The 13,371-nt window shown below is 57.6% G+C and carries 12 protein-coding genes; 11 read left to right on the top strand and 1 reads right to left on the bottom strand.

The window, feature by feature from the left end:
- The first annotated feature begins 128 nt into the window (after window positions 1–128).
- The 11 genes from cas10 to ACVWZ1_RS04340 all read left to right on the top strand — a co-directional run bounded on the left by cas10 (window position 129) and on the right by ACVWZ1_RS04340 (window position 10,594).
- Entirely contained in the window at window positions 129–2,339 is a 2,211-nt protein-coding gene (cas10, locus tag ACVWZ1_RS04290; protein ID WP_457502658.1) for a type III-B CRISPR-associated protein Cas10/Cmr2, read from the top strand.
- Window positions 2,339–3,061, top strand: coding sequence for an RAMP superfamily CRISPR-associated protein (locus tag ACVWZ1_RS04295; RefSeq protein ID WP_457502617.1), 723 nt, complete (start codon window positions 2,339–2,341; stop codon window positions 3,059–3,061). Before cas10 ends, ACVWZ1_RS04295 begins: the two co-directional genes overlap by 1 nt.
- Window positions 3,061–4,293, top strand: a complete 1,233-nt coding sequence (gene csx10, locus ACVWZ1_RS04300; RefSeq protein WP_457502618.1) for a type III-D CRISPR-associated RAMP protein Csx10 — start codon at window positions 3,061–3,063, stop codon at window positions 4,291–4,293. Before ACVWZ1_RS04295 ends, csx10 begins: the two co-directional genes overlap by 1 nt.
- Window positions 4,290–4,730, top strand: a complete 441-nt coding sequence (locus tag ACVWZ1_RS04305; RefSeq protein WP_457502619.1) for a hypothetical protein — start codon at window positions 4,290–4,292, stop codon at window positions 4,728–4,730. The genes csx10 and ACVWZ1_RS04305 overlap by 4 nt, the downstream gene beginning before the upstream one ends.
- 3 nt (window positions 4,731–4,733) lie before the next feature.
- Window positions 4,734–5,381, top strand: a complete 648-nt coding sequence (locus ACVWZ1_RS04310; RefSeq protein ID WP_414329367.1) for a hypothetical protein — start codon at window positions 4,734–4,736, stop codon at window positions 5,379–5,381.
- Window positions 5,382–5,400: 19 nt separating this feature from the next.
- Entirely contained in the window at window positions 5,401–6,252 is an 852-nt protein-coding gene (gene csx7 / locus ACVWZ1_RS04315) for a type III CRISPR-associated RAMP protein Csx7 (protein WP_011432239.1), read from the top strand.
- A 166-nt stretch (window positions 6,253–6,418) separates the two neighbouring features.
- Window positions 6,419–7,393, top strand: a complete 975-nt coding sequence (locus ACVWZ1_RS04320; RefSeq protein WP_457502620.1) for an RAMP superfamily CRISPR-associated protein — start codon at window positions 6,419–6,421, stop codon at window positions 7,391–7,393.
- Complete coding sequence (locus ACVWZ1_RS04325; RefSeq protein ID WP_457502621.1) at window positions 7,390–7,842, top strand: hypothetical protein; 453 nt, start codon at window positions 7,390–7,392, stop codon at window positions 7,840–7,842. The genes ACVWZ1_RS04320 and ACVWZ1_RS04325 overlap by 4 nt, the downstream gene beginning before the upstream one ends.
- A gap of 2 nt (window positions 7,843–7,844) precedes the next feature.
- Entirely contained in the window at window positions 7,845–8,924 is a 1,080-nt protein-coding gene (locus tag ACVWZ1_RS04330) for an RAMP superfamily CRISPR-associated protein (RefSeq protein ID WP_457502622.1), read from the top strand.
- Between the two features lie 10 nt (window positions 8,925–8,934).
- The gene (locus tag ACVWZ1_RS04335; RefSeq protein WP_457502624.1) at window positions 8,935–9,648 is read left to right on the top strand and encodes a hypothetical protein; all 714 of its coding nucleotides are present in this window, start codon (window positions 8,935–8,937) and stop codon (window positions 9,646–9,648) included.
- A 49-nt stretch (window positions 9,649–9,697) separates the two neighbouring features.
- Window positions 9,698–10,594, top strand: coding sequence for a putative CRISPR-associated protein (locus tag ACVWZ1_RS04340; protein ID WP_457502625.1), 897 nt, complete (start codon window positions 9,698–9,700; stop codon window positions 10,592–10,594).
- 419 nt (window positions 10,595–11,013) lie between these two features.
- Here the strand turns inward: ACVWZ1_RS04340 and ACVWZ1_RS04345 are convergent, their stop codons facing one another.
- Window positions 11,014–13,284, bottom strand: a complete 2,271-nt coding sequence (locus ACVWZ1_RS04345; protein WP_457502626.1) for a C-terminal helicase domain-containing protein — start codon at window positions 13,282–13,284, stop codon at window positions 11,014–11,016.
- Window positions 13,285–13,371: the final 87 nt, after the last annotated feature.

Consider the following 13,371-nt stretch of genomic DNA (forward strand, 5'->3'; position numbering starts at 1 on the left):
TTCGCATTTCGCAGGTGCTGCTCATGACCCCTACTTCTGCTCCCTCTCCCGTTCCTGTTGCCTTGGCCTGGTGCCTGGCGTGGGGAGAACAGCGGGATCCCCAGTTTGCCCTGGAGACCTTGCAGCAGATGCGGGCCGCCGTTCGCGCCGACAACGAGGCCGGGATCCCAGAAGAGCTACGGCCCATTTTGGCTCAGGTGCGCCAATTTCAGGAGAGCATGGCGGCGAAGACCTTTCCCAGAACCCCGGCGGAGCTGCAATCCCGCTACCCGGAGCTGTGGCAGCAGACAACCCGCATCGGCTTGGTTTACGGGGGGGCCACCAAGATCAAGAGCTATGTCTTCGAGTCGGCCAAGCTGTCGGAAATCCGCGGGGCCTCCGCTTTGTTGGATCGCATTAACCTGGTGGATCTGCCCGCCTTTTTCGGGGATCCCGAGCAAACCTACCTGGGATGGGAAGGTTTGGGGAAAGAGTCTCAAGCAGAGCTGAGGGCCTATGTGGCCGAGCAGATCCGGCCTTGGCTGCAGCAGCACTACCCGGCTTTGGCGCAAGCCCTGATCCCGGAGCTCATCATCTACTCCACCGGGGGCAATCTCCTGGCCTTTTGCCCGGCGGCCCATGTGGACGATCTCTGTGAGGCCATCGAGCGGCGCTACACCGAAGAAACCCTCACCGCTAACGCCTGCGCCGTGGGATCCGCCTTTCGGCTGCTGGAACTGCGCTACGGCCTGTTGCGGGATCCCATCGAACGCACCCCCTGGCTGGATTGGCTGGCGCAACACAAAACCCATCCCCTGGTGAGAGCCTATTTTGGGGATGGCAGCGAAGCCAGATTTCAAGACCGCAAAAGTTTCAACGAGTTGGTGGGTTACCTGGCCGCCCGCTTCAACCACCGCCGCAACGGCAATCCGGATCCCGGTCGCCCCAGCCGCGCCCATCCCGCCTTTTTTGAAACCCATCCCTACCTGCGCCGCGACAGCACCGACCGTCGCCCTGCCATCGCCAAAGCCGACCTGGTCGATCAGCCCTGGCTCTCGGAAGCCACCGCTCGCAAAGCCCTGGTGGGTCGCCAGGCCAAGCGCATTGAAACAGGCAAGCAAGGGTGGTTCCGCAAGTTCCCCACCTGGGATCCCGGCTTTGTGGAAAGCTGGGTAACGCGATTTGCCCGCTTTCTCAACTCTCCCGTCGGCGAGCCCTACCGGGAGCGCTATTTGCAGCCCCATCAGGGATCTGTCCAGGGGATCGGCGAGGCCCAATCTCTACGGGAAGTGGCCAACGCCAGCCTGGGCAGCCAGGGCTTTGTGGCTTACCTTTACGCCGATGGCAACGACATGGGGGGCTATGTGCAGCAGATCCAAACCCCAGAAGCCTACCGACAATTTAGCCGGGATGTTTCCGAGGCAACGGAAAAAGCCGTTTACCACGCCCTCGCCCAGCACCTGCAGGCCCATCGGCTGCACGGCCTATCCCCAGATCCGGAAACCGGCAGAGACCGCAACGGCGAGTGGATCCACCCCTTCGAGATCCTGACCATCGGCGGAGACGATGTGTTGGTGGTGGTGCCTGCCCACAAAGCCCTGGAAATTGCCGCCACCTTCTGTGAGCAGTTTGAGCAGCTCCTGCTGGACACCTCGGCAACCTATGCAGCTCAATCTTCCGGCAAGGTGCCTCACCGCTACCCGGCGGCAGATCGGAAGCTCTGTCGGCTCTCCGCCTCGGTGGGGGTGCTGATCGCCTCGGAAGACACCCCCATTTACTACGCCGAAAAGCTCACCGAACAACTGTTGAAATCCGCCAAGAGCTACGCGAAAAAGCTGAAGCCCAAAGACAAGGACTGCTCTGTGGCCACCATCGACTTTCTCTCGTTGAAGTCGGTCGCCCTGGTTGTCTCCAGCATCCAGGATTTTCGTCGGGAAGCTCTGGAGATCCGCCAGAACAGCCACACCCTCAAGCTCTACGCCAGCCCCTATACCGTCCCGGAAATCCACGGGTTGCTGAGAACGGTACAAGCCCTGCAGGAGGCCAATTTTCCTCGCTCCCAGCTTTATCAGATTCGCAGCTTCTTGGAAAAAGGCAAACGCACCGCCACCCTCAACTATCTCTATTTCCGCAGCCGCCTGGGCAAAAAGGGGCAGCCGCTGATGGAGGCTTTTGAGCGCACCTGGTGCAAGGCCAAAACCAACGACGGCCACCTTCCCCCCTGGATGTATGTTGAGCCACAGGTATCCTCGTCAACGCCAACCTATGAAACCATCTGGCGGGATCTGGTGGATTTGTACGCCTTTGTGCAAAAACAGCCCCAGGCCGAGGGTCGGCCCGTTCTGGCGGAGGTGGAGTGATGGTGAGACTGGCAGAGCTGCCCCAAGCGGGGCGAACGATCACCTCTATCCCTTTGAGGGCCACCCTCGCCTCTGCCCTGGCGGTGGGAGCCGGCGGCTCCAGCGGCTCCCTGGCGGATAAGCCCCTGCTCAAAGATGCCTTTGGCAGGCTGATCATTCCCGGCTCCCAACTGAAGGGGCGGCTGCGCCACGAGTGCGAGAAACTGGCCCGTGGCCTGGGCTGGGCCATTTGCCGCTCTCCCGACCCAGAGCGCATGTGTCCGCAGCGGGAGGGCAGCGCAGGAAATTTCCACCGCCCCGAATACCAGGTGGAGGGCTACGCCGGATCCCATTGTCTGGTCTGCCAGATATTCGGCAATCCGGCCCTGCCTGCCCGCCTGTGGGTGGAGGATCTCGTCTGCGAGGTGCCGCCAGCAGCTCTGGAACCAACCCTTCGCCCTGGGGTCACCCTCAACCGCCGCCGCCGCACCGCCGAGGATCAGCGGCTCTACCTCATTGAGACCTCTCCCGCGGCTGAGCTGACTTTTTCCGGATCCCTGCAGCTTTTGCCCGATTGCCCTTCCTGGGGCAAAACTCTCCTGTTGGCGGCCCTGCACCACCTGATCGCGCTGGGGGGCAGCAAATCCGCAGGTTTGGGCTGGCTGCACTGGGATCCTGGATCCCTGCAGGCTCTCCAGCCCACCGCAGCCGATTGGGCTTTCTTGGCCCAGGGAGAGAGCTGATGGAAGCCATTCAACTCACCCTAACGGCTCAGTCTCCCTTGGCCATCGGTCGGCAAAAGCCGGGCGGCTCCATCAGCGAGGCCCAGGATTACATTCCCGGCAGCGTGATTCGCGGTGCTCTGGCCGACCTCATGCTCAGCCAAACCCAACATCGCCCTGCCGAGGCGCTGGAAGGAGATTTGGCCGCCCTGTTTACGGCAGCTCGGCCTGCTGTGTTTACCCACGCCTATCCGGGATCCGGCAGCAAGGTCTTGCCGGCCACGGCCTTCAGCTCGAAAAACAATCCCGGCTTCCGCTCAGAGGCGGGCAAAACGGGGGTGTTCGACACGCTCCTGGATCGCTTCTGCTCACAGCGGCTGGGGATCCCGTTCGATCCCACAGAGCCGGACGGTTCCGGGGGAAGAGTGGAGCCCTTCGGGGGGTTCTACAGCCAGCAGGAGTCTGACCTGGGGCCCCGCTACGAACGAGCTGCTGTGTCCAAACGCCTGCTCACGCGGGTGGGGATCAACCGTCGCCGCGCCACTGCTGCCGACCAAATCCTCTACAGCCTAGAGGTGATGAACGAGGGCAAAGCCCGCCCCAATGGGCATCTGGAGCGCTCCCTTTTCAGCGGCTACATCTACCTGCGGGATCCCAAGCTGGCCGAGACCCTCACCCGCTACCTCAACGCCCACGCCCACCTGCTGCGCTTGGGAGGAGGGGTGTCGCGGGGATTGGGCCGGGTCAACGTCACGGCTCGGTGTCTGGCTGCTCCCCGGCCTTCCCTGGCCCAGCGGGTGGAAGCCTTCAACCAAAAGCTGCGGCAGCGCTGGCAACAATGGCAGGTGTTCGGGGATCCCTGGCAGCCCTTGCCGCCGGAGCGGCAGTATTTCTCCATTGGGCTGCAGTCGGGGGCCATTCTCAAAGAGCGCTGGCAACGCACCACCGTGCTCACCCCCCAGATGCTCCAGGAAGAGGCCAACTGCGAAGATGGATCCCTGGCTTTGGAGCTGGCCTTCAGCAGCTACGCCTATGTCTCCGGCTGGAACGCTGCCTGGGGTCTGTTCAAAGATGTAGAATTGGTAACCACGCAGGGCAGCCTCTTTCTGCTGAGCACCACGCAACTGGAGCGTTGGATCCCGATTTTGGCGGAGATGGAATACTGGGGGATTGGCGAACGCACTGCTGAAGGATTCGGCCAAATCGAAGTTTGCAGTCCGTTCCATCATCATTTCTGGGAGAACCCGCTATGACCTTCGCCACCGGCGAGATCACATCGGAACAAGAGCTCAAGATCCAACGGCAAATCCGGCTGGCCGAAGATGAGCTGGTTGCCAGAATCCAAACCGCCTTGGATAACTTTAAAGGTCTGAGCAAATTGGAAGAGGCCCAGTACCGCAACTTGTTGCATGTGGCAGCTTCCACCGAAAGCTCAGAGGTAATCAAGAACTTCTTGCGCTACCAGATGGGGCGAGATGAAAAGTGGGGTCGGGGCAAGAACTCCTTGGCAGAAGCCATCATCCAAGACATCGACAACTGGATCCATCAAAAGGCCCTCGCCATTGCCCAAAAGGCCGGCGTTGAAGAAAGATCCCCCAAAGTCAACGAGATCAAAATTGACTTGATCCGGCGTTACCTGGGCTATGGGGCGCGCTATCTCAAGTACAAGCGAGAGGGAGGAGGATCCTAGACCGTGACCTACAGCAGTTTTACCCTTGAGAGAGCCATTTCGACCTTTCAGCTCAGGTCAAGAATCATCCATGGCCTGTTTGCAGAGGTTCCACCGACTGAGTGCTCCGATTACTTGAAAATAACCCTAGATCGCTATCTCGGCTTGGCCACCTCGGTCAACAGCGAAAAAGCCCGCTCCGAGTTTATCATCGCCCCTGTGCTGGGAGAGGTGAAGTACCTATGTCGGGATCAAATCTCGCTGTTTTCCGGCAAGGAATTCAACGTGGATCCCGAGAGGGGGTTGGTGGGCCTATGCGACTACATCATTTGCCTATCCCCTCTCCAACTCTACATTCAAGATCCGGTGGTGATTATCGTTGAGGCTAAAAAAGAAGACTTGATCGGGGGTCTGGGCCAGTGCGTTGCCGGTATGGTGGGGGCACAGGTCTTTAACAAGAACTCCAATTCTCAAGTAGACAGTGTCTATGGAGCAGTAACCTCAGGAACCAACTGGCGATTTGCAAAACTCGAGGGTGACCAACTCTTTATCGATGACAGGGAGTACTTTATCTCAGAAATTGCTCAGATCCTAGGGATCCTCTTGAGTTTTATTAAGGGCTCCGTCTCGCTTCGGGAATGGCAAACCTCTGCAGTACAAGCCTTAACTTGAGCAGCCATTTGAGGGAACAATGTTCGACGTTTTCAAAAACCGCTTGGAAATCACCGGCACCCTCACCACCGTGACCGCTCTGCACATCGGGGTGGGCCGCTCCACCGAACCCATCGGCTCGGATTTGCCGGTTCTCAAGGATGCGCTGGGCCGTCCGCTCATTCCCGGCTCCAGTTTGAAGGGGGCGATGCGCTCTCGCCTGGAAAGTTTCTTGCGGGGCATCAACCCAGAGCTGGCCAGGGATCCCGGCGAATTGACCAGCAGCGAGCAATTTCAGATCATCAACCAAATTAAAAATGACTACAAAGGGGACGATGCGGCTCTGACTCAAAAGCTCATTGAGGCCACCGACTGGGTCTCGCAGGTGTTTGGATCCCCTTGGTTGGCCGGCAAGGTGCAGATCCGAGATTTGCCCGTGGTGCCGGAAGCCTGGTTTGGCCAGTACCAAGAGCGGGATGGCGTGGCCATCGATCGGGATACGGAAACGGCGGCAGATGGCAAGCTGTACGACTTGCAAGTGGTGCCTGCCAGCACCCCCTTCCGGTTTCATGCCGTCGTCGAAAATGCCGAGGAATGGGAACTGGGCCTCTTGGCCATTGGCCTGCACCAATTGGAAACGGAACAGATCCCCCTGGGAGGGGGGCGCTCCCGTGGCTTGGGGGTTGTCCGCCTGCAGATCTCGGCAATCTATTGGTTCGACTCGGAAGGGGATCCAAGACGGCTGCTGGCCTACCTTCAAGAGCTGGTGGCCGGATCCCGACAGCCGCTCAGCCCGGAGCAGGCTGCCGCTTTGCGCCAAGACTGGGTGGAAGCCCTGGTTGCCAAATTAACAACGGCCTCTCAACGGCAATCGGTCGGCCCCCGCCGCTAGCCCTATTTCATGTCAGGAGGGATCCCGATGGTCTTCATGGACTCTACAACGGTTGGCGATACGGTCAGCGTTTTCCACCCCTATCGGTTGACAAACTGGACAGACTGCTTGCCGCCCCAAGCCCCTCAACCAAAAGCTCCTGTTCTGGTGTGAAGGATCCCAGGCTATGCACAAACGCTACGTTAACCATTGCACCCTCTGCCTCACCCTCAAGCCCGATGGCCCTGTTCTCATCAAGGCGGGCAAAGGAGGGGCTGACCCGACGAAGCCGGATATGGAGTTCGTCGAAACCTATCACGGCGGCGGGCGAACGGTCTATTTTCCCGGCAGCTCCCTCAAAGGGGCAATTCGCGCCCATGCGGAGCGCATCGTCCGAACGGTGGGCAGCGACAGACGTCCTGAGGGGGGAGGCTTCAAACTCTGGGCCAGCGATCCCCTCGACCAAAAGGCCAATCAATGGCTGGAAAAAATTGAAGAGCCCCACCAGGTTTACGCCCTTTCTTCCTTTACGGATCAGATGTTCGGCAACACAGCCATCGCCAGCCGGGTCCGCATCGAAGATGCCTATCCCAAGCCGGGAACCCCTCTGCGCCTGGAGGAACGTAATGGGGTGGCCATCGACCGCGTCTTCGGCTCAGTGGAGGTGGGGCCGTTCAGCTATCAAGTGTGCGTAGAGGGATCCTTTCAAACCAAGATCCACCTGAAAAACTTTACCCTGGCCCAACTGGGTCTGCTGGGACTGGCGTTGCGGGATCTGGATGAAGGCTGGTTTGGCATCGGCTTTGCCAAGTCCCGCGGCATGGGCACCGTTCGGGTTGAGTACGAGTGGGCAGTGGTGGACTATCCGGGCTGCCTAGTGGATGAGGCAAACAAGCAGATTCGACTGCTGGGATCCCCCCTGACCTGGCCACAGGGATCCCTGTTGGGGGCGGGCGAATTTTTAACCCCCGAAGAGGCAGGCAAATACGGCTTCCCCAAACCCGATTGCCAAGCGGTGCCGGTGGGAGCGGAGCCAATGCCTTTGGGATTTGGGGCGCGGCTGACCTGGGATCAGACGTCTGAGGCCAAGGTGGAACATCTGCTCGCCACCGCCGTAAACAGTTGGGCCAAACTCCTGCAAGCGGAGGCCAAAGCCGTATGAAACCAGCCTACGTCGCCTCCCTCAAGATTCAAGATGGGGCAGAGTCCTCGCTTTCCCAAGTGCTCTCGGCTTGTTTTTCCACTTCTGAAAAAACCTACTCCTTTCTGCGCTGGCCCCATCGAGTCAGCGGCATTCAGGTGGGGATCCCGGCGGATCCCGTCTGTCCAGAGGGGCAAGTTTTCTCCCAACAAGGGGAACTGCGCTGGAAAAGCACCCCCCACGGCTGGGATCTGCTGTATCTGGGGATCCAAGCTCCCCCGGACTCCTTTATCCCTCTGCCGGGAGAGTGGCGGTGGGAGGATCACGCAGCCGACCTGTACGGATCCCAAAATCGAGAAACCCGCTTTCCCAAGCCCCTCAGCCATCCCAAAGATCTCAGGGTGGGCCAGCGCTACTTCCGAGATGAGCGAACTGCCCGCGTTCACTTTATTGCCCTGATTCCGAGGTGACCATGACCCCCCAAGGCCCTCGCCCATTGCCCAACCAGGCTGCCTCTGCAAGATCCTCTGCCGGCAACAGCAGTCGAGGTGGAGGTAACCCAACCGTGTCTCCCAAACCCTATGAGCTGATCCCGTTTCCCACCCAGCCCCCCAAGCTGGAGCGGCCCGCCGGCCACGCCAAGTTCCATCCCGACAAGTTGCACGGCACCCTCTTTCTCACCCTGACGGTGCAGACTGCCGTCCACATCTCCACCGGCCACCTGGCCTTGGGCAGCGATGTTGGAGTCAAAGGGATCCCGGTGCTCAAAACCATGACCACCACCCCCAATGGAAGGCTCAAAATCCAGGGCAGCTCCCTCAAGGGGGCCATCCGGGCCATGTATGAGGCGATCACCAACAGCACCCTGGCGGTGATGATGAGCCAGTACCGAAATCGGATCCCCCCAGAGCGGCACCCCTGCCGCAACAAGGAGCAGCTTTGTCCGGCCAGCCGCGTTTTCGGTGCCCTGAACTGGCAGGGATTGGTGGAGTTCAGGGATGCCATTGCCACCGGCACCGGATCGGGTGTCGGATCCCTGCCCCCGCTGTACCGTCCTCGCCCGGATCAGTGCAAAGCTTACTTTAAAAAGGAAAACGGCAAAGTCATTGGACGCAAGTTCTACTACACCCACAAAAAAGCTTTGCAGGGCAGTTCAAGGGGAACACCCACCCAGCAAGCGATGCAAAACACGGTTTTCAAAACCCAAATCCACTTCAAAAACCTCACCCCTGCCGAGCTGGGCACCTTGCTCACGGTTTTGGGGCAGGATCCCAACCATCCCATGCTGCTGAAGGTGGGGGGCGGTAAGCCCGTGGGCCTGGGATCCCTGCAGGTCACCCTCGACAAGATCGAGCGGCCCGGCAACCTAAAAGATCGCTACAGCCGCTACGATCCCCCAGAAGCCGATACCCTGGAAGGAGGACGCCTCCAAGCTTTTGTGCAAGAGCAAATTCGAGCTGCCCAGGGCTACATCTTGCCCGAACAGCTCAAGCGATTGGCCGCCATCCTGAGTCCCACTGCTCTGCGCGAGCCGCCCACCGGAGTGTACTGAGGGTTCCCCCATGCTGTCAGACACTGTCGATCTCAGCCCCCAATCTTGGGATCTCGCCCACGGCATCGCCATGACCTTGGCCAAAGAAAGGGTGGATGTCGACGAGTTGAGCAAGTGCATCGCCTATCTGCGCTCGGTCGCCCACCACCCCGACGCGGGATCCCGCTTTTTCCGATTCACCGGCGAGCTGGTGCGGGAAACTGGCCTATGCCGTACCCAACAAACCAGAAGATACTATCAGCTTATTGACGAAACCTGCAAAAGGTACTTGCAACCTCTGCAGGACAGGCCGGCAGAGATGCTGCAGATCCTGGGCTGGGCAGCCCGGCTGGCCTGCTACTACAAAGATGGGGGAATGCCCATTGGCGAGATTCCACCACCTCAGGGATCCCGACCCAACGACAACTCCGGTAGCAAGGACTCCGTTCCCCAAGGGGCGGGAAACAAATCCCAGGACGACAGACAACAACAAAACCATCAACACCAACAAGACCCAGCTCAACCTCAAGCCCGCAAAACCCATTGCCAGATCGGGCAAAAACTGAAGGCCACCATCACCAGCATCAAGGGCAACAAAGTCACCTTCCAGATTCTGGACACAGACACCAAGCTCACCCAGAAGGAGCCCAGCCGGGCGGGATCCCTCTCGGTGGGGCAAGAGGTGCAGGTGGAAGTTCTGGATCTAAAGGAAGATGGCAGAATCCGCAAGGCCAAGCTGCTCTGAGCACAAAGCGGAACAGAGCCCTCGAAAAGTTTGAGTTAACCAGCCATCCATGCAGACCATCATCATGACGGTGGGCACCTCCCTGCTCACCAACCCTGACAAAGATCTCCAACCGCAGCGTCCCTGGGTAGGACAAAAAAACATCGGGGATCCCCAGCGTGCTCTGGCTTGGATGAAAAAAGTAGACCTGGAATTGATCAGTGCCGAAACCAACACCTACTTGCGACTGGATCCCACCTCGAATGATGCTTTGATTTTGCTGCACTCAGAAACCCCCGACGGATTGGAGTGCGCCCAGATTTTGAAGCTCTTTTTCGAGCAAGAGCTGGGTCAGCAGCAGGTCTCTTTGGTTCCCCTTCCCGGCATCAACTACGAGCTAGAGGGATCCTCACTGGAGCGGATGGCCGAGCTGTTGAAACAGTTGGCAGAGAGCGCCAAGGGGCTCGTCACCTTTGCCGCTACCGGCGGGTTTAAAGCCCAAGCCATGATCATGGCTGTGGTGGGCAGCCAATTGGGGATCCCAGTTTGCTACATCCATGAGCAATACAAATCCCTGGTCTACTTGCCCTACCTACAGCCGCAAGTTCAGCCCCGGATCCCACGGGCAGATCTCCCCGATTCAGGCCGAGATCGCTCCCAGATCATCCAAATCCGAAGCGATGCCAGCCATCACCGACCCCGCAGTTGGGCCAAAGTGGAAAGACTCCTGCGAGACATTCCCTGGGTGGATCTGGTTCGATACGATCCACACGCCTACGCTGCCCCCAAAAACAGCGTCAAAGCCTCAAACCGCAAAACCGAAGATGGCCGCCACATTCTGTGGATCCACCTCCACGAGAGCCAGGACACCCACCTCGCTGTCAGAGTAGAAACCACCGGCTACACCCCCGAGCACCTAGAGCTGGCTGCCACCGAATTGCGGCAACGCTTGGGCCGTCTGCTTTGAGTGTTTCCATTAATTCCACTTCCCCGAAGGGAAGCGACTGCCAGAGCTCAGCCCAGCGGGCCTGCTTGACGTAGTTTCCATTAATTCCACTTCCCCGAAGGGAAGCGACAGCTAGGGAGGAAATAATCGAGGAATTCGCCAAGAAAGTTTCCATTAATTCCACTTCCCCGAAGGGAAGCGACTCCCCCCCATTATAACCCTTACCCAGAGCGGGATCCAGGGGCCTAGATCGACAGGGTCTCGTTTAAGGACTCCGTCCCGCTGGCGCGAAAGGACTCCGTCCCGCTGGCGCGAACGGCTGCAATTTCCCCTTGTTTTTCCCCGCCGAGGGGCCTGAAACCCTTGCCCAGAGCGGGATCGACCGGGTCAACGGAAGAATCAGGGTTTGAGGCTTGTCGCCGACCCTGTCGCTGAGACTGTTAATGTAGGGCCTCATAGGGATCCTTTCGCCTCCGCCTGAACAGGTAGGGATCCGCCGGGGGCTCTGGGTCTGACCTAAACCACTGGTAGCAGATGAGCTGCACATCCTCTTGGGTGAAAAATGTCGGGCTCCGGTGGCGGGAAGAGGACCCCTTATACAATCCCTCATCGATGAACAACTCATCCAACGAGTGAATTAGATTGGCAACATCCCGATTCTTCTGATAGTTTTTCCAGAATTCCTTACAGTCTCTCTCGTAAGTGCGAATGCTTTTAGTATGTATAACCAAATCAAGAACCCGTTGTCGGGCCTCTTCAGTCACCGCATCAAGTTCAATAGCATCCTCTACCTCAGTGAGGACGAGATAGATTCGTCTCAACCATTGAGGCAAACTAGGTTGCAATAAAGAGCTACCCTGGCTTCGATTCAGCAGATTCAACAGATTTTGGATCGCAGGTTGTAACACCTCGAAGATCTCACCATCAAAAGGCGCAGGCGGTAGATCATCGGGCTTTGGAAAATCCTCTGGCCGGCAATAGAGAAGCTGAAAGATCGATCCCCAATCGCTTTGGAGATGATTGACATCTACAGAAATTCGGCCTCCTATTCGAGGGTAGAAATGCCAGAAGTGCCGATCTTTGACTTGAAAAGCTAAAAATAGTCCATCCTGCGGAGCTTGGTAGCGTGTGCTGTGGATCCCAAGTGGGATCTCCTCGACCGCTTGCAACCCCGATTGCTGGATAAACTCCAACAACGGAAACCGCATTTCATCCATAGAGACTAAGTCAACTTTCTTCTCCAGAGCCTGCAGTATCTCACTCTGAGCACTGGGAGTTTGAGCTTCCTTCAGGAGTCGGATCTCCTCTAATGAACGCTCCGAGATTACCTCTCCCAGCACACTGGCATCCAGACCCACCTGCTGATCGATCAGGGCAATCCGCTGTTGCAACTTGCGCACCAATCCCAACAGCAGTTCCAGTCCTTGCTCGGGAAAGCCATTAACGATCGTCAACTCCTCGAATGGGGATCCCAGTCGATCGATGCGGCCTGCCCGTTGGATCATTCGCACCGGATTCCAATGCAGATCGTAATTCACAAGGACTGCTGCTTCTTGAAGATTTTGTCCTTCAGACAACACATCGGTGCAGATAAGCAGATCGATTTGCTCTTCAGGCGAACACCCGACTTCCTGATAATCCTCTCCACAACCCGAAGGATTACTAAATGGCCGATTGACCCGTGGCGCGAATCTTCTCACCAGCATTTCCCGTTCCCGGCTTGGGGTTTTTCCGGTTAATAACCCCACCCGCAAACCTGAGGAGAAATTGCGATATCTGCTCCGCTTCTCAGCCATTGCCTCAAGCCATTGTTTATCTTCCAGCAACTGCTGGTATAAGTATTCGGCTGTGTCTTTAAAGTAGGTGAAGACAAGCACCTTGTCCTGTTCCAAGCTGAGCATCATTCGTTTAAAAGCCATCAGCTTAAGATCAGAGTCTTCTCCTGACTGCACCCTTGCCTGGATACGGGTGAGATCTTGAATAATCTGAGCCAGTGTTTTTTGATCGGCCTGGATTGCCTGGGTCAGCTTGTCCAAATCATAGTCTTCAGGGTTGACCTCAGGCAGAGATACCAGCACCTGCTCCACTGAATCCTCTTGCTCCTCAGCTTCCAGAGCCATCAGGCGTCGATAGCTGGATCCATCTAACAAGTGACCCTGCTGCAGCAAGTCCAAAAATCGTCCCTGGAAGTCAGATTGCCAGCAGATGCTGACCTCAAAAGCCTTGATTGAACTCTCTAGCCGCTTGAGATAGAGGGTTTTCATCAAGCTGCCGATCACTTCATTGCGTAACTGACGGTCGGTTAGCTTATCATTCTTCTGGCGCACATAGTTTTCCAGGTTATAGGGAGCCAGGTTCGGATTCTCAATGTAGGCAACCCAACGGCTATAGAGACCTTGGAAGCTACTCTCGAAGTTATAGGTAAATTGCTTCAAAATCCTGCGCGGAAAGCGGATCTCTTGGCCACCGATGATAATCTTCTCTCCTGCCTGTTGACGTTTCAGCACATCCAGGCGGGATCGACGCACCATGGTCTGAAACAACAACTCGGTGATCTGCCCCTCACCTTTGTCCAGCTTCTTAAACAGCGCGGATAGATTAGGGATCCCCCAGCTACTGTAGTAGTGATCATCGTTGCGGGTGAGCAGCAGCACCTGATGATAGAGGTCAAAAATTGTGTTGTTGATGGGAGTAGCCGTGAGCAGCACCACCCATTTGTTGCGGCGTCCCCCACAGATCAGGCGTTGCAAGTTGGCATATCGAGCGGTTAAGTTATTCCGGAAATTGTGGGATTCGTC

Source organism: Thermostichus sp. MS-CIW-25, assembly GCF_054060015.1.

Coding starts and splice junctions, on each gene's coding strand:
- cas10 (WP_457502658.1), top strand. CDS start 129: ATGCGGGCCGCCGTTCGCGCCGACAACGAGGCCGGGATCCCAGAAGAG.
- ACVWZ1_RS04295 (WP_457502617.1), top strand. CDS start 2,339: ATGGTGAGACTGGCAGAGCTGCCCCAAGCGGGGCGAACGATCACCTCT.
- csx10 (WP_457502618.1), top strand. CDS start 3,061: ATGGAAGCCATTCAACTCACCCTAACGGCTCAGTCTCCCTTGGCCATC.
- ACVWZ1_RS04305 (WP_457502619.1), top strand. CDS start 4,290: ATGACCTTCGCCACCGGCGAGATCACATCGGAACAAGAGCTCAAGATC.
- csx7 (WP_011432239.1), top strand. CDS start 5,401: ATGTTCGACGTTTTCAAAAACCGCTTGGAAATCACCGGCACCCTCACC.
- ACVWZ1_RS04320 (WP_457502620.1), top strand. CDS start 6,419: ATGCACAAACGCTACGTTAACCATTGCACCCTCTGCCTCACCCTCAAG.
- ACVWZ1_RS04325 (WP_457502621.1), top strand. CDS start 7,390: ATGAAACCAGCCTACGTCGCCTCCCTCAAGATTCAAGATGGGGCAGAG.
- ACVWZ1_RS04330 (WP_457502622.1), top strand. CDS start 7,845: ATGACCCCCCAAGGCCCTCGCCCATTGCCCAACCAGGCTGCCTCTGCA.
- ACVWZ1_RS04335 (WP_457502624.1), top strand. CDS start 8,935: ATGCTGTCAGACACTGTCGATCTCAGCCCCCAATCTTGGGATCTCGCC.
- ACVWZ1_RS04340 (WP_457502625.1), top strand. CDS start 9,698: ATGCAGACCATCATCATGACGGTGGGCACCTCCCTGCTCACCAACCCT.